A 21,973-nucleotide genomic window follows, 5' to 3' on the forward strand; every position below is an offset into this window, starting at 1 on the left:
CTCACCGGAGGGGCGGGCCCGCGCGCGTGTCACTGCGGACGCAGCGCCCGGCGCATGATGTCGCGCAGCGCGCGCAGGTCATCGTCCGACAGCGAGGCGATGAGCTCCGGCGGCTCCGCCAGTCGCGCCAGGAGCCGCTCTCGCAGCGCCACTCCGGACTCCGTCAGCACCAGCATCTTCACGCGCCGGTCCTGCTCGCTGCTGCGCCGCTCCACCAGCCCCCGCGCCTCCATGCGGTCCACCAGGCCGGTGACGTTGGACGCGTCACACGACAGGTAGTTGGCCAGCGTGCTCATCGCCAGCGGGCCCTCGCCGAGCTGACGCACCACGTGCGCCTGCACCGGGGACAGCTCGAACTCCGCCGCCAGCGCGGGGAAGTTCCTCATGTGGGCGTGCATCAGCTCGAACAGCAGCGTCCACGCCTGCTTGGGCAGGTCCCCCGGCTCGTCCCCCCGGGCCTCCGGCCCGGAGTGCGGTGACTTGCCCCGTCGCTCCAGATTTTCGCTGCTTCCACTCATGTCCCTCATGGTAATTCACCCCCATTACCTAAACAATTGACTTCATCAACTATTGAGGGTTACTACATTCCGGAGCTTCCAAAATCGAACGACATGGCCTATGTGGGGCCGACTCGAAACAGGACCGTGGAAGAAGCCATGCGCTGGCGGATGACCTTCATAAGAGCCGGTGCGGCCCTTCGCGCTGAATTCCTGACGTTCATGACGCGCTCGGGCAAGAAGCCCGGGACGCGGACCCAAGACACAACCCGTAGCAAGTCCACCTAGGACCCATGGGGCTCGCGCCGGCGCGGACCCCACGAGGAGGCAGAGGCGGTTATGAGCTCACTTCTGGCGTTGACCCTGGCGGCCACCCTGGCCGCGGCACCGCCCCCCGTGTTGACCCTGGAAGACGCACTCATCCAGGCGCGTAAGGAGAACCTGGACCTGAAGGCGGCGCAGGCGCGCCTGCGTCAGGCGGACACCGCGTCCCGCAAGGCGTGGGCCGGCTATCTGCCCACCATCGCCGTGGGCGCGGCCATCATCCGCAACTCCAACGCGGCCGTCATTCCTCCCGGCCCCCTGGGCCCCGAGCCGGTGGTCATCCAGCCGCTGGTGCAGCGGCAGTTCCAGGCGGAGCTGCGCCAGGCCATCATCGCGCCCCAGCTGTGGGCGGGCATCCAGGCGGCCTACAAGAGCGAGACGGTCGCCGCGCTCAACGTGGAGCAGGCGCGCCGCGAAATCCTCTTCGGCGTGGCGCAGGCGTACTACGGCGCCGCCGCGCAGGCCCAGGCCGTGACGGTGCAGGAGCGGCTGGTGGAGCTCAACGGCGCTCGCGCGAAGGACACCAAGGTCCGCTTCGACGCCGGCACGGTGACGCGCGTGGCGCTGCTGCGCGCCGAGCAGGATTTGTCCCGCGCGGAGCAGGACCTCATCCGCGCCCGCAACGCGCTGGCGTCCGCGAAGCTGGTGCTGGCCACGCTGCTGGCGCTGGACAGCGCGGACTTCGAGGTGGCCCCGCCGCCGGAGCCGCAGGTGCCGGTGAAGACGGAGTCGGACGTGCTGGTGCAGCGCTCGCTGGAGCAGCGCGCGGACGTGGCCGCGGCCCGTGAGACGACGGAGCTGGCGCGCATCAACAAGCGCGGCGTGTTGTTCAGCTACCTGCCCACCGTGGGCCTCACCGGCACCTGGCGCATCGCCAACGCCGCGGGCTTCGCGGGCCGGGCGGACGTGTGGCTCATCACCCTGGGCGCCAACTGGACGCTGTGGGATGGCGGTCTGCGCGAGGCCAACCTCACGGAGTCCTCCGCGCGCATCGTCGAGGCCCAGGCCAACGCCCGCAAGGCGGAGCTGACGGCGCGCGAGGAAGTGAAGCGCTCGCAGCTGGATTTGGAGAGCGCCCTGGCCAACCGCCTCAAGGCGGAGCAGACGGTGGAGCTGGCGCGTGAGTCCCAGCGCCTCACCGACGTCTCCTTCAAGGCCGGCGTGGCCACGTACCTGGAAGTGGCGGACGCGAACACCGCGCTGACCAGCGCCGAAATCGGCCTGGTGAGCGAGCGCCTCCAGGCCTCGGTCGCCGCGCTGCGCCTGCTGCGCTCGGTGGGTGCGTTCGAGGCCCGCCCGCTCGACTCTGATTTGAAGGACGAGACGGCGGTGCCGCCCACCGTGCAGCCCCTGCCTGGCGCGACGGAGCAGAACCCGGCGGGGATGCAGGTGCCGCCGGACGCGCAGCTCGAGCAGCAGAAGCAGCCCGCGCAGCAGCCGTAAGGTGTCACCGTCCGGCGCCTGAAACCCAGGCGCCGGACCGAACGCCCCCCCGGGGCGGTGGCGAGCCCCGCTTGTGAGGCACGTCCACCGACCCCACCCTCGGAAGGAAGACAGCAGCACCCCTTTTTCCGAGGAGGTCATCATGGCGGAAGGTTCGTGGGGCAACTGCAAGAGTTGTCGCTACTTCGCCAGCGGCAACGCCAATCCCAGTGACAACGAGACACAACGCTGCATGCAGGCGGACCTGAGCGCGTACGACCTGAAGGTCTCTGGCGCCAGCGGCTGCAATGCGTTCGAGGCCCGCACCGGCGTCGGACTCCCGCAGCAGCAGGAACCCGTCCAGCCGGCGCACTGACACCGGCCAGGGGTTCCCGTCGAGACTTCGTGGAGCACGAGACTCCACGAAGCAAGACGGCCTGTCAGGCCGTGACTTCGCTCGACTCCAACCGCCCCACCCCAGGCAGGAAGCGCCCCACCCGCGCCGCGTACTCGCGATACGCCGGGCCGTGCAGCCGCGCGAGGTGCTCCTCCTCCAGCCTGACTTGAAGAGACACGAGCAGCACGTAGTCGGCGCACGCCATCCACGTCCACGCGCTCGGCGTCACGCAAGCCATCCCCACCACCACCCACAACATGCCCGCGAAGATGGGATTGCGGACGACGGAGAACAGACCGTCCGTCACCAGCGCCGTGGGCTCCCGGTCGATGCCGATGCGCCACGAGGCGCCCATCTGCACCTGGGCCACCAGCACGAGGACGAGCCCCGCGGCCATCATCGCCCAGCCCAGCCACCGGACGGCGTCGGGCACGGGCCACACGCCGAGCCGTCCCGAGCCCAGCGCCGCGTACAGCGCGCTCCAGGCCGTCAGCCCGAGGATGAACAGACCCATGCACACGCCGATGACGCGCTGGAAGGGATTGGCGCGGCGGTGCAGCACGAAGCCCGCGCTCCCCGTGCGGCGGCGCAGCCGCGCGGTGGGCAGCACCAGGGCAAAGAGCAGGAAGGCGACGGCGCTGACAGGCAGCGCGAGGCGGTGGAGGGATTCGGTGTCCATGGGCGTCCTCGACGAAGGGGGGCGAGCACCCGCCCGCCCCTGACGCCCGGGCTGACGCTCGGACTCCGCGCGGCATTACACCGGCATTCGTCAGGGACTCCCGGTGACGCGGGGGCGGCCCGGCTCGCAGGCGCAGTCCACGCAGCCGTGGGTGCAGCAGGTGCCGCACAGTTCGATGAGGCGCCGGCCCAGGGCCTGCCGGGCGCGGTGCAGGCGGACGGCGGCGTTGTTCGCGGTGAGGCCTTCCTCGCGGGCGAATGTCGTCACGCTGGTGCCCTCCAGGTCCACGCGGCGGATGGCGGCCGAGTACTCGGGCTTGAGCGTGTCCGTCAGTCCCGCCACGCACGCGCACACGGAGGACTCCAGTTCCTCGGTGTCCTCCGTGGAGCGGGGGGCCTCTGCGTCCTCGGCGGCCAGGACGCGCTCCTCGCGGCGAGCGCGGCGGTGGCGGTCCACCAGCACGTTGCGCAGCAGCCGGTAGAACCAGGCCACCGCGCTCTCCTCATCGCGAAGGCCCTCGCCCTTCTCCAGCCCCTTCACCAGGGCGAGTTGGAGGACCTCCTCGGCCTCCTCGGGGCTGCCCACGCGCGGGGCGAGGAACGCGAGGAAGCGGCGCCGCTGGGCGACCAGGGTCTCCACGACGCGCGCGTCCAGGCTCATACGGCCCTCAGCCTACCGCCTCGCGGGCGAGCGCCACGGGCGACTCCTCGTCCGAGGAGGGGCGCTGCTGATGGAAGTAGATGCGCTCCATCAGCCGGCGCTGGTGCACGAGCGGCTTGTCGTAGCGGTCCAGGCGCATGCCCTTGTGGCTGTAGGGCGTTGCCGCGACGGTGGGGATGAAGCGCGCGTCGTCGACGACCTCCCAGCGGGTGAGCTCCATGGCCACGCGGGCCGCCACCGGCAGGAAGGGCATGAGCAGCGGCTGCACGCAGCGCAGGAAGGAGAAGACATGCAGGCGCGTCGTCTTCGCCGTCTCCGGTACGAAGAAGATGTTGGCGCGGGTGATGAAGGGACGCTGCTTGCCGGTGGGGGATTCCCAGCTCACGGTGTACTGGCTGTGCACCGGGTCGAAGCGCGTCACCCACTCGTTGCGGAACAGGTCGCCGTCGCGCACGCCCAACAGCTTCATCAGCGCCGCGGGCCGCTGCGGGGCGAGGTAGCGCACCTCGGTGTGGTCCTCGCGGTTGTGCGCCTCGAACTGCACCTGGCTCGCGTGAGGGTCATCCCAGCCCAGGCGGGTGTGGACGTAGGGCGTGTGCTCGTCCTCGCTGAAGTTGTCGAGCGCGACGTGCAGCGGGGCCTCGAAGAGGACGGAGAAGCTGCCTCCGAAGAGGTAGCCGTCGGTGGCGGGCAGCTCCGGCAGCGCGGACAGCGGCGTGTCTTTGTGGGCGAGCCACAGATAGCCCCGGTGCTCCACCACCTGGAAGCTGCTCACATTGCAGTGACGCAGCTCCGGCTGGCTGGGATTGGCGCCCTGTCCCTGCGCGTCGAAGCGCCAGCCATGGTACGGGCACTGGAGCCGCCCATCGGGACGCACGCGGCCCTTGGAGAGCGGCGCGAAGCGGTGGGGACACTTGTCCGCGAGCGCCGCGGGGCGCCCCTCCGCGTCCCGGAAGAGGGCATAGGCGCGACCGGCCACCTCGACTCGGACGGGTTTCTTTCGGAGCGACGCGGCGGGGAGCACGGGATGGAAATGACGGAGGACATCAGGCAGTGGCTCCATACTTTCCAAGTATAGCGAGGGACTCAGGACAGGGGAGGAAGGTGCTCCAGCAGCCGGCGCAGGTCCGGCTGGAGTTCGTCCGGTGATTCACCTGCCAGTTCTTCCACCGGGTGAGTGCCCCAGGTGACACCGTAGGTGCGAAGTCCGGCGGCCTTGCCGGCCCTCAGGTCCAGAGTGGTGTCTCCCACCATCCACAAGCCGCCTGTCTTCAGCACGGAGAGGGCCCGGTGGAGCACGTCGGGTGCGGGTTTGTGCGGAAAGTCATCCGTGCCCTGCACATGGTGGAGGACGGGGCCCAGGCCCATGGCGTCCACGAAGCGGCGGGCCATGGGGCTCTTCTTGGTGGTGGCCACGGCGAGCAGATAGCCGCGCTCGCGCAGCGTGCCCAGGGTCTCCAGCACACCGGGGTAGGGACGCGAGCGGTTCATGTAATTGAGGGGGTAGTGCTCGCGGTACGTGGCGCACAGCGCGGGCACGTGCTGGGGCGCGAACTCCGCGTACATGAGGTCGAGCGGATGGCCGATGAGCGCGCGCACCTGGGCGTAGGTGGGGGCGGTGAGGCCATGCAGGGGGAAGGCCTGCAGGAAGGTGTCGATGATGTCCGGCAGCGAGTCCACCAGCGTGCCGTCGAGGTCGAAGAGGATTCCACGGGAGTCAGCGCGGCTCATGCGCTCCTGCATACGTGGTTCGCGCGCCCGGGGCACGTGTTCCCGACGTGAGTCCGCGCGGGCACCCGACCTGGGAGGCGGACGGGTGCCCGGGTGGAGGACGCCACCCTCGGCACGTGACACGAGCCAAGGGTGACGGCTGGCTCCAGTTCAGGGCGTGTAGAGCACCGCCGAGTTGTAGACGGTCTCGGTGCTCATGCCTCCGACAACGAGCACCTTTCCATTCTGGAGCAGGATGGGCTGCCCATAGGCTCGAGCGTGAGGCATGCTCACGGAGTACTGGGTGATGCCTGTCATGGGGTCGAACAACTCTGTTGTGGCGCTGATGGTCTCCGTCCCGCCGGTCACCATCAGTTTTCCCGACGGCAGCATCAGTTGAAACGCCTGATTGCGGCTGTGAATCCATCTGCCAAGGACACTCTGGACATTGAGCTGCGAGTCATACAGCACCAGCGAGACGCCAGACTGGAGCAGGACCTTGCCGGACGGCAAGAGGTAGGCCTCTGGCCAAGACACTCCCGTGAGACCTGTCGCAGGTGTCCACGAGTCCGCGGTCGCGTCGTAAATTTCAGCCGCGTAACCGCCTCCTGCCACCAACAGCTTGCCCGAAGGCAGCAAGGTGGTGCTGTGACCCAGCCGATAGGCTGCCACCATGCTCGCGACCGGCGTCCACGTATTGGTCTCCGGGTCATACACCTCTGGGATACGGGCCATGCTCTCCGAGCTATTTATCCCGCCAACGACAAGCACCTTTCCTGAAGGCAGCAAGGTCGCGGTGTGACCGCTGCGCTCAAAGGTCGTCGATGTGGCGGCCGTCCAAGTGTTGGCCTGAGGATCATAAATGTCGACATCTCGTACTCCCAAAGAAGACGTCGACACAGAGCCCCCCACCACCAACACCTTGCCCGAAGGCAACACTGTCATCGTGTGGCCGAAGCGGGCCCTCCGCATGCTGCCAGCAGCGGTCCAGGCTCCCGTCTCCGGGTTGTAGAGTTCGGCAGAAGCCAGAATCGTTGAACTGTAGTAGCCGCCAACCACAAGCACCTTGCCCGATGGAAGCAGGACGGCGCCATATCGGATTCGTGTCGCCAACATGCTGCCCGTGGCATCCCACCGCGCCACCGTGCCGCTGCCACAGTCCGGCCCGTTGACCACGCTCACGCTGAACGTGTGCGCCACGGAGAAGCCCCGCGCGTTGGTCACCGTCGCCGTGACGGTCGGCGCGCTGCCCTGCGCCACACAGGCCGGCGCCGTCCAGCGGACCTCGCTCGACGTGAAGCCGTTCGTCGCCGTGCCCAACGTACCGACACTCGAAGCCCAGCCGAACGTGAGCGCCGTGCCATCTCCATCCTCGGCCAGCACGCGCAGGGTGACAGTCCCACCACCGGCCACCGTGTTCGAGGACTGGTTCGCCAGGACGATGCGCGGAGGAACACTCGGGCCCGTGCCCGGCCCGACACAGACGCGCAGCGTCCCCTGCCCTCGCCCGCCCTTCGCATCCGCCACCGTCACGTTGAGCGCGCAGTTGCCACACGGGTCTCCCGACGGCACGGCGCTCGGCGTGAACGACGCGGACAACGACGTCGCCTGCGTCCAGGCGCCCGCGCACACGGTGGACCACTGGTACGTCAGCGCATCCCCATCCGCGTCCACCGCGTCCACCGTGACAGTGGTGCTCTGTCCCACCGGCACCGGCGAGCGCGTCACGGTGATTCCCCGCACCGTCGGCGCCATGTTGAACGCCACGCTCACATTCGCCCCACCCGAGTTCGGCCCGCCATCCGTAGACATCGTGCGGACATCGATGCGCAGGCTGGTCGCCGCGCCGCGCGAGTCCGTGACAGTCAACGTCAGCGCGAACTCCCCGGAGACCTGCGGTGCCGTCCACGTCGTGGTCGACGTGCCCGTGGTGGTGAACACCCCACCCGTGCCGCTCCACGCATAGGAAATCGTGTCAGTCGCATCCTTGTCGTGCGCCGTGGCTCGCAACACGATGTCGCCACCCGGCAACACCACGCTCGACGAAGCCACCAGTGAGTCGATGCAAGGCACCGTGTTGTCGAACGGCGTCCCCGTGGAGAGGGATTGCAGGGTGATGGCCACCACCGCCGTCGCACCCGCCACAATCGTGACACCCTCCGCCACGCCGCGATAACGCAGCGCGCCCTGTGAATCGAACGCCTCCGCGGTGAACGTCCGCGCCGTCCCCGCGGGAATCTGATGGAACGTCCCCCGCCACGCCCCCGCGTCCTGCACCAGCGCCACCGTGGACGCCGGGACTCCCGTGGCCGTCAGCGTCACGGTGACGCGCGTGACGTCCTCTCCCGCGAGCGCATCAGACACCGCCCCCACGAACTCCACCGCGCCCAGCGACTGCGCCTCTCCCGACGAGCCACAGCCCAGGGAGGCCCCCAGCATTCCAATGATGAGACAGGCCCAGCCCCAGCGCGTCTTGCCTTGCATTTGCATTCGAGCTTCCTTTTCCCAGCGTGAGCAGGAATCGGCCGGCTCCCCGACGAGATGGGGCGCGAGATGAGGGGAGGGAGACCAGGCCGTTGGTGAGCCCGCACCACCCCGAGGGAGGCAGGTGCGGGCCGGCGGAGTAGAGCATTCCCGCAGCGACCGCATGCAACACAAACAACGGATGTCAACCCGGACCCTCGCATGACAAGGATTGACCCATGGGACGAGACAGCCTCACTCCCGGTGCTGCAGTCGCATCAACCCGAGGTCTACAGGGGGAAGGACCCGACATGCGACTCGATATCTTCTCGGAGATGCAGCACCCGAAGGAACACTGGACCCAGCCGGACCATGAGCATCGGCTCATCCGTGAAACGCTGGAGCAGGCGCGGCTGGCGGATGAGATGGGCTACGGCGTCTGGTGGCAGGTGGAGCACCACACCGCGGTGGAGTTCAGCCACAGCTCCGCGCCCGAAATCATGCTCACCGCCATCGCGATGGGCACGAAGAACATCCACGTGGGCCACTCGGCCGCGCTCGCGCCCGCGCGCTTCAACCACCCCATCCGCATCGCCGAGCGCTCCGCGTTCATCGACCACCTGAGCGGCGGCCGCTTCCAGCTCGGCATGGCCCGCAGCACCATCCCCGAGTGGCGCGTCTTCAACATCGAGGCGGACTCCACCCGCTCGCAGATGCAGCAGGCCTTCGAGATGGTCCCGAAGATGTGGACGCAGGAGAAGTTCTCCTGGGACACGCCGGACTTCCGCGTCAAGGACATCAGCGTCATCCCCAAGCCCTATCGCAAGCCGCACCCTCCCCTATGGCAGGCGTGCTCCAGCCCCGCGTCCTTCGAGCAGGCCGGACGCAACGGCGTGGGCGCGCTCGGCGTGACGCTGTGGGCCTCTCCCGAGCAGGTGGGCGAGATGATCCACATCTACCGCGAGGCGCTGAAGACTCGCTGTGAGCCCGTGGGCGAGTTCGTGAACGACCAGGTGGCCTTCTTCACCTTCGTGCACTGCGCGGACTCGGAGCGCGAGGCCATGGAGAACGGCGCCGCCCAGGCCGCGGCCTGGTACACCAATGGCTCCTTCACCTTCTTCGAGGCCAAGGACTTCTTCGTCCAGACGGCCGCGGAGCTGGAAGCGCTCGCCAAGGACCCCGCCGGTGGCGGCCTCACCGGCCAGTACCTGCGAGGCAAGGACCCGAACGCACCCGTGTCCAAGGCCCAGCGCATCCTCGGCCGCATCATGTCCGGCGAGGACGTGCCGCACGAGCAGGTCTGGGAAGTCCTGAGCGCGCAGGACTCGCTCATCGTCGGCACGAAGGACCAGGTGCGCCAGGGCCTCAAGCGCTACGAGTCGCTGGGCATCGACGCGCTGATGTCCTTCCACCAGGTGGGCGCCCTCTCGCACGAGGCCGTCCTCAAGAGCATCCGCCTCACCGGCGAGCTCATCCCCGAGTTCAAGACGCCCGCCCCTCCCTGAGCCCCCGGGGCAACGCCGGCCCCACACACCCGTGCCCGTCTGGTGTGACGGGCAAAGGCCCCTTCCCCGCTTCCCTGCCACGCCATCGTGCGCACCTTGGGGAGCGGGGTTTTCCAGCGGGGAGGGGATGGGGATGAGGGTCAGCCAGCTGACACTGGGATGGGGCCTTGCCTGCGCGCTGTGGGCGTTCAGCCCCGCATGGGCGGCGAACACACCCTCGCCCGCCAAGAAGGAGGGCAGCCAGGGGAACGGCGACACCGCGCGGCACGCCACGCGCCGGCCGAAACAATTCTCCCGGGAGTGGCACGTGAGCACCTCGGGCTCGGACACGGCGGCGGGGACGAAGCAGGCCCCGTTCCGCACCATCGGCCGCGCGCTGAGGACCGTGAGCCCCGGCGAGGCCATCCGCGTCCAGGCCGGCGAGTACGCGGAGGGCCTGCTCATCGACAACGCGGTGAAGGCGGGGCGCGCGGAGGCCCCCATCACCCTGGTGGGCGAGGGACGGCCGCGCATCGTCCCGACGCCGAAAGGCGGGACGCTGGTCCAGGTGCGCAAGCCCTACTGGATTATCGAGGGCTTCGAAATCGACGTGCGCGGCCAGCCCCGCTTCGCCGTCCTCTTCGAGGGCAACACCACCGGCTCCGTCCTCTCCGGCAACGACATCCACCACGGCACCCTGGGCGCGGGCATCGCCACCTACGGCGGAGCCCGGGACGTCCTCATCGAGAACAACCACATCCACGACTTCCGCAAGCAGCCCAAGGGCGACTCACACGGCATCGTCATCCAGGCCACGTCGCGGGGAATCACCGTGCGCGGCAACGACATCCACGACAACTCCGGTGACTCCGTGCAGTGCCTGCTGCCCGACAAGAAGGAAGACGCTCCGGCGAGCGACATCCTCATCGAGAACAACCTGCTCCACGGCAACGACGAGAACGGCGTGGACGTCAAGACGTGCCATCGCGTCATCATCCGTGACAACACGATGTACGGCTTCCGCAAGTCCCCCACGTCCGTCGGAGAGGCCGTCGTCATCCACTACTCCGCGCGGGACGTGCGCGTGGAGGACAACATCATCTTCGACGCGGGCCGGGGCATCTCCGTGGGAGGCTCGCGCATCGGCGACCAGCCCAGCCCCGTGGGCGTGGTGGTGAGCGGCAACGTCATCCGGGACATCACCCAGAGCGGCGGCAGCGACGGCACCGGCATCCGCGTGGAGAACTCGCGCGAGGTGCAGGTGGTGGACAACTCCATCTCCGGCACGCAGGGCTACGGGATGATGCTCGGCCTGGGCTCCAACGGCGCGCCCAGCGAGAACCTGACGGTGCGAGGCAACAGCATCCAGGGGCGCCGGCTGGTGCGCCTGGGGCAGCGGCAGCACCGGCCCGGCCTGAAGATGGACCGGAACCGGTACGGCTCCAGCGGGACGTTCAAGGTGGACCCCCAGGAGGAGACGAACCTCTCCGACTGGCGCAAGTCCTCCGGCGTGGACCAGCAGTCCACCCCGCTCCAGTGAGCCTGGGCGGGCCCCCTTCCGCTCAATGAAACGAAGCGGAAGGGGCCTGCTCCACCGACGCTCAGGGCGTCTCGTCGGACGGCACGTCACCCGTGAGCACGCAGATGAGCGCGACCGGGTCACACTTCACGGGGAACAGCGGGTTGATGCCGGAGCCGCGCAGGCGGCCCACGGTGTAGTCCGGGTACGGGTCGCACTTCACCTCATCCGGCTTGCCCGCGGTCGCACAGCTCACCACCGGCCAGATGCCCTTGGCCTGGTACGTCGCCGTGCACCCGTTCTCCGTGTAGCTCAGGTCCGCCTTGAACTGCGTGCCCGGGATGCCAGGCGTGTTGTAGATGCGCAGGTTGGACCACTCGTAGCGGAAGCTCTGCGCGGGCAGCGTGTCCGTGGCGGGGACTTCGAGCCGCGTGGGGCTCAGCGTGGGCACGTCGCAGAAGTGGTCATCGCCGGGGCCCTCGCTGGAGAACGGGCCCACCGAGTAGGGCGTGTGCGAGGCGTCCAGGTCCGGCCTGTCATCGAAGTCCTCCAGCAGCTTGCCCAGGCGCGCGCTGCGCACGGCGACGGTGTCCGGCGCGTTGGCGTCCCGGCTGTAGTACTTCTGCAGGCCCAGCGACTCCGACTTGAGCTGGGCGCACTGCTGGTCCGGATTCTGTCCGGGCGACAGCGTGTACACGGTGGCGAACGAGCCGATGGAGCCGTCGCTCACCGCGCGCGCCACGACACACTGGGGCTCCGGGTCCTCCACGCCACAGCCCGCGAGCAGCACCAGCGCGGCGACGCCTGGGCCCCATCCCATCCAACGAGTCTTCATGGGTGATTGTCCTTTCATGGTGGGGGCCTAGAAGCTGAGCTTCGCGCCCAGACGGATGGAGCGCGGCGCCTGGTAGGCGGTGGGACGCTTGAAGTTGGGGTTGATGTCGGAGGTGAGGATGGGCTGGTTCGTCGTCGTGGAGATGACCTTGCAGTCCGGGTTGTTGGCCGTGAGGCACGCCGTCAAATCCGCCGGCTTCCCGCCCTGCTCAATCGCGTAGACGCGGGTGAAGGTCAGCGTCTGGTCCACCGCGGTGTACTGCTGGAAGTTGAAGAGGTTGAACGCATCCAGCGACAAGCTCAGCGTGTAGTCCTTGGACAGCTTCTGGTTGACGCCCACGTGGGTGTCGATGTTGTGGACCCAGGGCAGCCGGCCGGCGCTGCCGCGCGGCAGGATGAACGTCTCGGAGCCGCTGCGCCGGGGGTGCGCGCCCAGGTAGTTGAGCGACGTGCCGGAGCGGCTGCGGTAGCCACCGCCGATGTTGACGCTCGTCCCCTTCGTCACCTGGAACTCGCGCGCGCCGAAAATCTTGATGGAGTGCGTGCGGTCTCCAGGCAGCGGGCCGTCGCGGTTGGTGGTGAGCGACACCAGGTCGAAGTCGCGCGTGAGGTTGGGCGACAGCTGGCCGGTGTCCGCGCGGAACAGGCCGGAGTAGTTGCCGCGCAGCTGGGACCACGTGTAGCTGGCCTGGGCCAGCCAGCCGTTGGAGAACCCCTTCTGGTAGTACAGGTTCACCGCGTCGTACTTGCGCACCGCCTCCGGGAAGTCGGACGAGTACCCCTTGCCCGGGTTGCCCAGGAAGAAGGTGTTGCCGTCGTCGCGGCTCATGTCCTCGATGACGTCGTTGAGCTGGCGGCGGGTGTACTGCAGGCCGAAGCGGCCGAGCAGCACCTCGTACTCGCCGCCGACCATGATTTCGTCCGCGGACTGGGCGCGGATGTTCGGGTCCACCGGCACGCGGTCTCCACCCTGCGCGTCCCAGGCCTGGTTGGGGCTCTCGCGGTTGCCGATGAGCTGGCGGTTGCGGCTGGCCACGCAGTCCGTCACCAGGGAGTTGCGGTCATTGGGGTTGCAAGGCGGCGAGTCGTACGTGGCCGACAGGAGCTGCTGCTGCGGGAAGGACAGGTCCGCCATGTCCAGCGGCACGTTCTCGAAGAAGCGCGCGTAGTTGACGAACAGCTTGGAGCGGCCCTGCTGGGTGAAGTCGTAGACGGCGCCCACGCGCGGCGACCACTGGTTGGGCAGGTGCAGGCCCACCTTGTCGTCCAGGCCCCACAGCGTCTGCACGTCGTAGCGCAGGCCCGCGTTGAGCGTGACGGTGTCCATGATGGACCAGCTGTCCTGCACGAAGCCGCCCACCGTCATCGACGTGGACGTGCCTTCCTTGCTGGCCAGGAACACCGGCGAGTCCGGTCCCTCCAGGTAGCCGTACTGGTTGAGGGTGTAGAAGCAGTCGCCGCCGGTGCACTCCTGCCAGGGCGTGCCGCCGGTGCGCGCGCGGTTGTTGTAGAAGCTCATCCGCTCCGCGTCGAAGCCCGCCTTGACGATGTGGTGGCCGAGCGCCTGGAACAGGTACGTGCCCATCACCTTGCCCTGGACGCGGTCCAGCTCCTGCTCGCTGATGGTGCCGGGGCCGCCGGTGGAGTAGGCGGTGACGGGGCAGTTGCGGCGCTGCTCGGCGTCGGTGGCGCCACAGACGGACGGGTCCACCAGGGACTCGAACTCGGTGATGGTGTGGGGGCCGGGGTTGCGGGTGCGGCGCCAGGCGATGTTGGGGCGCGAGGACAGGCCCGTGTCCGACAGGAGCCCGGAGCCATCCGACGGCAGGGTGCTGTCCGACTGGTGGTGCCAGCCGAGCGTCGCGTCCACGAGGAACTTCTTGTCGAAGAACGACGAGGACTGCTTGGCGACGATGTCCATGACGCCGTTGGAGCGCCGGGTGGCGATGGAGTCGTAGGAGCCCTGCACGAAGCCGGTGCAGGACAGGCCCACGCAGACCTCCGGGTCACCGTCGTCGCTGAAGGCATACTTGCCGTCGCCGCCGGAGGAGCGCGGCGTGCCGAAGACGGAGACGGACAGGTTGTGGTCCGGGTTGAAGAGGTACGTCAGCTTGCTCATGTACTGGATGCTGCGCTCGTCGGCGAAGCGGGTGGTGCGCGAGCCTTCAATCGGCGTCACCTGACCGAAGCCCGTCTCCGGGTCCCTGCGGCGCTGGCCCACCGCGGCGCAGCCGGCCGCCGGGTCCACCTCCGTGCAGAAGTCCAGCGTGCTCAGCTGGCGGTCCACGCGGATGCGATTGAACGACGGCGCCACGCCCACGTAGAACCAGAGCTTGTCCTTGAGGATGGGGCCGCCCAGGTCGAAGCCGAAGTCGCCCTGGTTCCACGGCTGTCCCTGCGCGGAGATGACGGTGCCTTCCTGACGGACCACCGTGCCGTTGCGCTGCAGGGCACCGGGCGCCATGTTCGCGAACACCGAGCCGTGGAACTCGTTGGAGCCGGACTTGGTGACGACGTTGAGCACGCCACCCGTGGAGCGGCCGTACTCCGGCATGTAGCCACCGGTGATGACGTTGACCTCCTGGACGAACTCGACGGACAGCGGCGTGCCCAGCGTTCCCACGCTCGGGTCATTCACGGACAGGCCATCCACCACGTACTGGCTCTCCGGCGAGCTGCTGCCGCTGACGCTCACGCCGTAGCGGTCCTCCGTGGCGCCCGGGGCCAGTTCGGCCAGCGACTCGAAGGAGCGCGACGCGGAGCCCTTCGTGCCGGGGCGGATGACGGCCATGGTGCGCAGGAAGTCCGCGTCCACGTTCAGGCCCGTCGTGCTGGAGCCGACGTCCACCGTGGGCGCCGCGCTGACCGAAATCTCCTCGCCGAAGGACGAGGGCAACAGCTGGATGTTGACCCGGATGGTGCGGTCCAGCCGCAGGACGATATCGGCGCGCACGAAGGGCTCGAAGCCCTCGCGCTCCACGCGCAGCGTGTACGTCCCCGGAGGAAGCTGGGCGAGTCGGTACAGGCCGCTCGTGTCCGAGACGACCACGCGCTCACCCTGCAGCTTCGGTGACGTCGCCGTGACGACGGCGTCCGCGAGCGAGCGCTTGTCATCCGCGCTGGTGATGGTGCCGGTGATGACCGAGACGCCCTGCGCGAATGACCCCGCGCCAATGAGCAGGACCGCGAGACACAGCCCGCGAGCAAGACCTACACGTATGGACAAAGCTGACTCCCTCCCGTGATTCGGGAGGCACTCTGTCTCAAGACGCGAGAAAGCAACAATCCCTAATTAAACAGTGCAGGCGGGGATGCCTTGCTCCAGTGAGCGATCAAACGCGAGCCGCAGGAAGGCGTCCAACGGGGCCCGGCCCTTCTCCACGCGGCTGCGCAGCACGGCGCCTTCCCAGGCCCCGAGCATGAAGGTCGCGAGCATTCCGGGCGACACGTCCTTGGCGACCTCGCCGGCCTCCTGCGCTTCCAGGAGGACTTCCTCCAGACGCAGGGACCACTCGGTGAAGGAGGCCGCCACGCGCTCGCGGATGAGGGGGCTGTGGTCGGCCAGCTCCGCGGCGAAGTTCGCCAGGAGGCAGCCGCACTCGAACCGGCCCGCGACGAGCGACTCCACCTGCGCGGCGAAGTAGGCGCGCAGCCGTCGCAGCGGCGTGAGGGACGTGTCGCGCAGCAGCGCCAGGTCCGCGCTGCTGGCGCGCATGTACTGGTCCACCACCGCCGCCCCCAGCGCTTCCTTGCTGTCGAAGTGGTTGTAGAAGGAGCCCTTCGGCACGCCGGCCGCGTCGGTGATGTCCTGCACGCCGCAGCCGTTGAATCCCTGCGTGCGCAGGGTCTCCAGACCGGCGGCGAGCAGCTTCTCGCGAACGCTGACTCTCGGCATCGCTCCCTTTTAGGGCCCGTGCCCCGGGCCGTCAAAACCGGGGGCTATTTGCATCCAAGCCCATGATTCTCCATGGGATTTCGGTCAACATGACCGGTCGTCTTGAATCCCAGGAGGCCGCTCGCTAGCTTGCCGGCCGGGAGCGGCGCCCGGACTGGGGTGGCCGTCCCCGTCACCAACGCGGGAGTGGAGCCATGGGCACGTCGGAGAGGATTCGGGTGGGCATCATCGGAGCGAGCCCCCAGTGGGGGTGGGCGACGTACGCGCACCTCCCCGCGCTGCAGACCCTGCCGGGCTACCGCGTCACGGCGGTGAGCACCACGCGGCAGGTGAGCGCGGACGAGACGGCGCGCCGGTTCGAGGTGCCGCATGCGTTCGCGAGCTTCGAGCCGCTGGTGGAGCATCCGGAGGTGGACCTGGTGGTCGTCTCCGTGCGCGCGGCAGAGCATGCGCGACTGGTGCGCGCCGCCATCGCGGCGAAGAAGCAAGTGTTCTGCGAGTGGCCGCTGGGCGTCTCGTTGGAGGAGACGACGGAGCTGGCGGCGCTGGCGCGCGAGGCGGGTGTGAGGACCGTCATCGGGCTGCAGCGGCGGCTGGCTCCCGGGGCTCGCTACCTGCGGGACTTGCTTCAGGAGGGCTACGTGGGGAAGGTGCGCTCGGTGACGCTGCAGGTGTCCACGTCGATGCTCGGGCACACGCGGCCCAAGGCGTACGACTACACGGCGGACGCCAGCAAGGGCGCCAACGTGCTGGCCACCATCACCGCGCACTTCCTCGACACGGTGCTGGCGGCGGTAGGGGACGTGCAGAGCGCGGCGGCGCTGGTCGCCCGACAACTCGAGCACACCACGCTCGCGGAGACGGGCGAGGTCATCCCCGTCACCGCGCCGGACCAGGTGCTCGTCTCTGGCACGCTGAAGAGCGGCGCGGTGCTGTCGGCCCATGTCGAGGCCGGCAAGCGCAACGGCGGTGTCATCGGCTGCACCATCACCGGTACTGAGGGAGACCTGTACCTGTCACAGGACCTCACCGTGTCCGGCGCGCGGGGCGACAACCAGCCGCTGCAGTCCCTGCCCACGCCGGAGAAGTACGTCCTGAGCCCCAAGGGGGCGCTGACCGACGACGCGCACCAGACGGCGCAGCTCTACGCCGCCTTCGCGAAGGACCTCGCGGAGGGCACGTCGCTCGCTCCCGACTTCGAGCATGCGCTGAAGCTGCATCGCCTGCTGAACTCCTTCGCGGAGTCCTCTGCGTCGGGGCAGCGGCTGTCGCTGTAGCGACGGGACAGTGGCCGACGTCGTCTGGGAGTCCTCTTCGGTGGGATGGCATGGAGATGCCGTCCGGGCCGAGGGGTCAATCACGAAGCTCAAGCTCCTCGAGCGGCAGAGCTGCGTCAGCGCCTGGACAGCGTGGCGCGCGAGGACGCCACGCGCATCCACCACACCTCACTCATCCGATTTTCCAACCCAGCGCCCGCTGTCCACAATGTCATCCAGTTCATGATCAAATCCCTCGAACATCGGCGCGCGCCCCAGCAGCGCCAGATCGACGTAGCAGACAGGAGCAGGCACGACACTCGGAACCAACAATGAGACCCCACCCAGGTGGCTCACCCCATGCGGGCACGGATACTCGTCATGGTCCTCGGGCGGAATCATCACCCGCGCAAGCGCAGCTCGTATCCGAGACAATTGCACCGAATCGACATGAGCCGTGCGCACTCCAACTTCCTTGACGAACTTCACGCCAAGATATCTGAGCGTCCCATCCGCATGGACAACAAGCTCATAGACCGGGCACGCCCCTTCACAGGGTGTTCGCTGCATTGCGACGAGAACGGGGGACCTGGCCCCACCCAGACAATTCTCAAGAGGCGACAACTCCAGGACGCGAGGATGCCTGACTGACGGCCCTTGGCATCCCAGCCCCATCGACACAATGAAACCAGCCCACGCACGCATCTTTCACCTCGGCCGGCGACAACAATCTCCTGCGGCGTCATTTCAATCTCTTGCCGGCCCCGTCTGACGCACCGTATCCACATGCCTGCCTAGAGTCTTCACTTCGCCAAGCGCCTCGTCAGAGGACGTCTCATCGCGGAGCCCCCACGTAGAGCGGCGGCTGATTCCCTGGCGGAGCCCTCTACGTCGGCGGGGCGCTGTAGGTGCCGCGAGGTAGGTGGCCGGCGGGCATGGCGTCCATTTGTGTGCTCGCCGAGCAGGAGGCCCTTGGGGACAGGTGGCCTGGGCTCGCCCTGGTCTATGCTGCGCGCCGCGTGGACGCTCCCCTGCCCTCCCGACGACGCTACCTGGTGGCCGCCGTGCTCTTCGCCAGCATCAGCATGCTGGCGGCACTGGCGACGCTGTACGTGCAGGGTCTGCTCCCCGCCTCCGTGCCTTCCGCCGACGAGCCCTTCCACTATCAGGGCTTCGAGAAGGTGCTCCGGCATGTGCGGCCGGACGGAGACGTGGACTTCTCCTCCATGGGCCTGGAGCGCGCGGAGCTGGACCGCTTCGTCGCGTCGCTCGCCACCTTCTCTCCGCACAACCGGCCGGATGTCTTTCCCACGTCGGAGGACGCCCTCGCGTTCTGGCTCAACGCCTACCACGCGCTCGTGCTCCAGCAGGTGGTGGATGGGTATCCCTATCTGGAGAGCGTGGAGCAGCCGTGGCCAGGACGCTTCTTCTGGGCCCGCTCGTGGCCGGTGGGCGGCCGGCGCATGACGCTGTGGTCGCTGCGCCACCGCATCCTCTCCGAGGAGTTCGCCGACCCGCGCGTCCACCTCGCGCTCTTCCACGCCACCCGGGGCGGCCCGCGCATGGACAGCTCCCACTTCCAGCCTGAGTACCTCGACGCGCAGCTCAACGAGGCCAGCCGCCGCTTCGTGGGTGACAAGCGCCACGTGCGCCTGGATAGGGACACCGTGCACCTGTCACAGCTGTTCTACACCTACCGCGAAGACTTCCTCGCCGCCCTGCCCGAGGGCCGCCGGGGCAACGTGCTCCAGTTCGTCTGGGCCTTCCTGCCCGACACCTGCGAGGAGCGCCCCGGCTGCGACACCCGCGCCGACCTGGACCATGCCTGCGGCCCCAAGCTGGACCGCTGCCACATCGTCTTCGAGCCGGAAGACACCACGCTCCCGGACGCCGCCGCGCGTCCCTCTCGCTCGGAGCGCTGAAGCCCCTCACGCCGGCAGGCGCTGACGAGGCCCCGGAGGTGGCGTGTGCTCCTCGTTCTCGTCCTCGTGAGAGCGGGAGTGATTCACCGGCCCACCGTCCTTGCGCCCGCGCAGCCACTTCTCCAGCCCCACCGCGGGCACCACCACCGCCCCCACCAGCACGGACAGGCCAATGGCCTCCAGCGACAGCGGCGCGGTGCCGAAGATGCGCCGCATGAAGGGCACGTACATGAAGGCGAGCTGCAAGAGCACCAGCGTTCCAATCCCCATGAACACGGAGGGGTTGCTGAACAGCCCCACCTTGCGCAGCGAGCCCGTCAACGTGCGGCACATCACCATGTAGAAAATCTGGAAGCTGATGACGGTGTTCACCGCCATCGTCTGCGCCTCGGCCAGCGCCCGCGCATGCCCCACCTCGGGCACCTCGTGCGAGTACTCCCAGAGGAACAAGCCAATGGCGCCCGCCGTCATCAACAGGGCCACGAGGCCCGTGCGCATCACGATGAAGTGGCTGAGCACCGGCGCGTCCGGACTCCGGGGCCTGCGCCGCATGATGTCCGACTCGCGCGCCTCGAACGCGAGCGGCAGCGCGAGCGACACCGTGGCCACCAGGTTTATCCAGAGCAGCTGCGTGGGCAGCATCGCCATCAGCGGCACCGGCCCCCCACCGAAGTCCTGGATGGGGAAGAAGGCCACGCCGCACAGGAGAATCAGCGCCAGGCCCAGGTTCGTGGGCAGCACGAAGGCCAGGGACTTGATGAGGTTGTCGTAGACGCGCCGTCCCTCTTCCACCGCCGCCGCGATGGAGGCGAAGTTGTCGTCCGTGAGGACGATGTCCGCCGCCTCCTTGGACACCGCCGTCCCGGTGATGCCCATCGCCACGCCGATGTTCGCCTGCTTGAGCGCGGGCGCGTCGTTGACGCCATCCCCCGTCATCGCCACCACGTGTCGCCGCTGCTGGAGCGCGCGCACCAGTCGCAGCTTGTGCTCCGGCGCCACGCGCGCGAAGACATTCGTGCGTTCGACGACGTCCGCCAGCTCCTCGTCATCCAGCGCGCCCAGCCTGGCGCCCACGACACCAGGCGTCCCCGGCTCGTGCAGCCCCAACCGCGCGCCAATGGCCTCCGCCGTCGCCGGATGGTCGCCGGTAATCATCTTCACGACGATGCCCGCCTCGTGACACGCCCGCACCGCCTCGATGGCTTCTTCTCGCGGCGGGTCCATCATCCCTTCCAGCCCCAGCAGCTCCAAGCCGCCCTCCACGTCCTCCGGTGACACGGTGTCCCGCCCCCGCGGCAGCTCGCGCGAGGCCACGGCGAGCACGCGCATCCCCCGCCGCGCCAGGCGCTCCACCTCCTCGAGCACCTCCTCGTTCGACGCGGCACCCTCCGGCGCGCACCGCGCCAGCACGGCCTCGGGCGCGCCCTTGAGGAGCAGCACGCGGCCTCCTCGTCCGTCGTCATGGAGGGTGGCCATGAACTGGTGCTCGGACTCGAAGGGGATGGCGTCCAACCGGCGGAAACGCTCACGGGCCTTGTCCACACCCAGGCCCGCCTTCTCCGCCGCCACCACCAGCGCGCCCTCGGTGGGGTCTCCCGTCAGCCGCCAGTCGCCATCCGTCCGGCCATGCAACACGGCGTCGTTGCACAGCGCGCCCGCGAGCAGCAGCTCCCTCACATCCTCTGGCACCAGCAGCGCGCTGAGCGGAGGCCCGTCCCGGCGCAGCTCGCCCCGAGGCGCGTAGCCCACCCCGGTGACGGTGTAGCGCCCCGTCGGCGTCCACAGCGCCTGCACCGTCATCTCGTTGCGCGTCAGCGTGCCCGTCTTGTCCGAGCAGATGACGGTGGTGCTGCCCAGCGTCTCCACCGCCGGCAGCTTGCGGATGACGGCGCGACGGGCCGCCATGCGCTGCACGCCGATGGCCAGGGCGATGGTGACGATGGCGGGCAGGCCCTCCGGAATCGCCGCCACCGCGAGGGTAATCGCCACCACCACCGCCTCACCGAGGTCATAGCCGCGCCACAGCCCCACCCCGAGCAGGAGGACGGACACGACGAGGATGGCCACGGTGATGACCTTGGCGATGCTCGCGAGCGCCTTCGTCAACGGCGTCTGAAGGTCCGTGGCCCCATGGAGCATCTCGGAGATGCGGCCCAGCTCCGTGGCGCCGCCCGTGGCCACCACCACCGCCGTGGCCGCGCCGGACGTCACCAGCGTGCCGCCGAAGACAACGCTCGTCCTGTCGCCCAGCTCCGCGTCCTCCTCGACGGACGAGGGCTGCTTCGCCGCCGGCACCGACTCGCCGGTGAGCGCGGCCTCCTCGATTTGGAGATTGCGCGAGGACACCAGCCGCATGTCCGCGGGCACCTTGTCGCCCGAGGCGAGCTCCACCACGTCGCCGGGCACCAGCTCCGCGGCCGGCACCGCGCGCTTGTCGCCGTGACGCACCACCGTCGCGTTCTCCGGCACCATCCGGCTCAGCGCTTCTATGGCCTTGCTCGCACGGAACTCCTGCACGAAGCCGATGACGGTGTTGAGCACCACCACCGCCGCCACCACCAGCCCGTCCGTCACCTTCCCCATCACCACCGCGAGCACCGCGGAGACGATGAGCACCCAGATGAACGGGCTGTTCACCTGGCGCCAGAGCAGCCGCAGCGGCCCTTCCCCCTTCTGGCGCTCCAGCACGTTGGGCCCGTGGCGCAGCAGCCGCTCGCGCGCCTGCTCGTCCGTCAGTCCCTTCGAGCCGCTCTCCAGTCGCTCGAACACCCGCTCGGGCGGCAGGGCATGCCAGGGCACGGCTCCGCGTGAGGACGCACGGCCGTCCTCTCCAGACGCGGCGGGTGGCGGCTCATGCATGGGACTCCCCCTGGCAGACCTCGGCGGTGACGGGAGGCTTCACCTCCACCTC

The 21,973-nt window shown here is 68.7% G+C and carries 17 protein-coding genes; 6 read left to right on the forward strand and 11 right to left on the reverse strand.

All coding sequences use genetic code 11. The features are described from left to right. Window positions 1–29: 29 nt before the first annotated feature. Complete coding sequence (locus LZ199_RS36250) at window positions 30–518, reverse strand: MarR family winged helix-turn-helix transcriptional regulator (RefSeq protein WP_253998358.1); 489 nt, start codon at window positions 516–518, stop codon at window positions 30–32. Window positions 519–836: 318 nt separating this feature from the next. Between LZ199_RS36250 and LZ199_RS36255 the strand changes: the two genes are divergently transcribed. Then, a complete protein-coding gene (locus tag LZ199_RS36255) occupies window positions 837–2,264 on the forward strand; it encodes a TolC family protein (protein WP_253998359.1) in 1,428 nt (475 codons plus the stop codon). Between the two features lie 142 nt (window positions 2,265–2,406). Beyond that, complete coding sequence (locus tag LZ199_RS36260) at window positions 2,407–2,619, forward strand: hypothetical protein (protein ID WP_253998360.1); 213 nt, start codon at window positions 2,407–2,409, stop codon at window positions 2,617–2,619. A gap of 64 nt (window positions 2,620–2,683) precedes the next feature. On the opposite strand, the gene LZ199_RS36265 is transcribed toward LZ199_RS36260, so the two are convergent. From LZ199_RS36265 to LZ199_RS36285, 5 genes are all read right to left on the reverse strand, one after another. After that, a complete protein-coding gene (locus tag LZ199_RS36265) occupies window positions 2,684–3,319 on the reverse strand; it encodes a methyltransferase family protein (RefSeq protein ID WP_253998361.1) in 636 nt (211 codons plus the stop codon). 90 nt (window positions 3,320–3,409) lie between these two features. Continuing rightward, window positions 3,410–3,979, reverse strand: coding sequence for an RNA polymerase sigma factor (locus LZ199_RS36270; RefSeq protein ID WP_253998362.1), 570 nt, complete (start codon window positions 3,977–3,979; stop codon window positions 3,410–3,412). 7 nt (window positions 3,980–3,986) lie between these two features. After that, window positions 3,987–5,042: a Rieske 2Fe-2S domain-containing protein gene (locus tag LZ199_RS36275; protein WP_253998363.1), complete on the reverse strand. Its 1,056-nt coding sequence runs from the start codon at window positions 5,040–5,042 to the stop codon at window positions 3,987–3,989. A 23-nt stretch (window positions 5,043–5,065) separates the two neighbouring features. Then, complete coding sequence (locus LZ199_RS36280; protein WP_253998364.1) at window positions 5,066–5,710, reverse strand: HAD family hydrolase; 645 nt, start codon at window positions 5,708–5,710, stop codon at window positions 5,066–5,068. A gap of 150 nt (window positions 5,711–5,860) precedes the next feature. Then, entirely contained in the window at window positions 5,861–8,179 is a 2,319-nt protein-coding gene (locus LZ199_RS36285; protein ID WP_253998365.1) for a Kelch repeat-containing protein, read from the reverse strand. 284 nt (window positions 8,180–8,463) lie between these two features. On the opposite strand from LZ199_RS36285, the gene LZ199_RS36290 reads away from it, so the two are divergent. After that, on the forward strand, window positions 8,464–9,657 hold the full coding sequence (locus LZ199_RS36290; protein WP_253998366.1) for an LLM class flavin-dependent oxidoreductase: 1,194 nt from the start codon (window positions 8,464–8,466) through the stop codon (window positions 9,655–9,657). 133 nt (window positions 9,658–9,790) lie between these two features. Next, window positions 9,791–11,176, forward strand: a complete 1,386-nt coding sequence (locus LZ199_RS36295; protein ID WP_253998367.1) for a right-handed parallel beta-helix repeat-containing protein — start codon at window positions 9,791–9,793, stop codon at window positions 11,174–11,176. A 61-nt stretch (window positions 11,177–11,237) separates the two neighbouring features. Here the strand turns inward: LZ199_RS36295 and LZ199_RS36300 are convergent, their stop codons facing one another. The 3 genes from LZ199_RS36300 to LZ199_RS36310 form a co-directional block, all read right to left on the reverse strand. Next, entirely contained in the window at window positions 11,238–11,990 is a 753-nt protein-coding gene (locus LZ199_RS36300; RefSeq protein ID WP_253998368.1) for a hypothetical protein, read from the reverse strand. A 27-nt stretch (window positions 11,991–12,017) separates the two neighbouring features. Further along, on the reverse strand, window positions 12,018–15,215 hold the full coding sequence (locus tag LZ199_RS36305; protein ID WP_253998369.1) for a TonB-dependent receptor: 3,198 nt from the start codon (window positions 15,213–15,215) through the stop codon (window positions 12,018–12,020). 66 nt (window positions 15,216–15,281) lie between these two features. After that, complete coding sequence (locus LZ199_RS36310; RefSeq protein ID WP_253998370.1) at window positions 15,282–15,884, reverse strand: TetR/AcrR family transcriptional regulator; 603 nt, start codon at window positions 15,882–15,884, stop codon at window positions 15,282–15,284. 194 nt (window positions 15,885–16,078) lie between these two features. On the opposite strand from LZ199_RS36310, the gene LZ199_RS36315 reads away from it, so the two are divergent. After that, window positions 16,079–17,161, forward strand: coding sequence for a Gfo/Idh/MocA family protein (locus LZ199_RS36315; protein ID WP_253998371.1), 1,083 nt, complete (start codon window positions 16,079–16,081; stop codon window positions 17,159–17,161). 168 nt (window positions 17,162–17,329) lie between these two features. On the opposite strand, the gene LZ199_RS36320 is transcribed toward LZ199_RS36315, so the two are convergent. Continuing rightward, complete coding sequence (locus LZ199_RS36320) at window positions 17,330–17,845, reverse strand: DUF6438 domain-containing protein (protein WP_323390136.1); 516 nt, start codon at window positions 17,843–17,845, stop codon at window positions 17,330–17,332. A 230-nt stretch (window positions 17,846–18,075) separates the two neighbouring features. On the opposite strand from LZ199_RS36320, the gene LZ199_RS36325 reads away from it, so the two are divergent. Then, complete coding sequence (locus tag LZ199_RS36325; RefSeq protein ID WP_253998373.1) at window positions 18,076–19,062, forward strand: DUF547 domain-containing protein; 987 nt, start codon at window positions 18,076–18,078, stop codon at window positions 19,060–19,062. A gap of 6 nt (window positions 19,063–19,068) precedes the next feature. Here the strand turns inward: LZ199_RS36325 and LZ199_RS36330 are convergent, their stop codons facing one another. Continuing rightward, the gene (locus LZ199_RS36330; protein WP_253998374.1) at window positions 19,069–21,921 is read right to left on the reverse strand and encodes a cation-translocating P-type ATPase; all 2,853 of its coding nucleotides are present in this window, start codon (window positions 21,919–21,921) and stop codon (window positions 19,069–19,071) included. Between the last annotated feature and the right edge of the window lie 52 nt (window positions 21,922–21,973).

The sequence above is a fragment of the Myxococcus qinghaiensis genome (assembly GCF_024198215.1).
GTDB classification, from domain to species: Bacteria; Myxococcota; Myxococcia; order Myxococcales; family Myxococcaceae; genus Myxococcus; species Myxococcus qinghaiensis.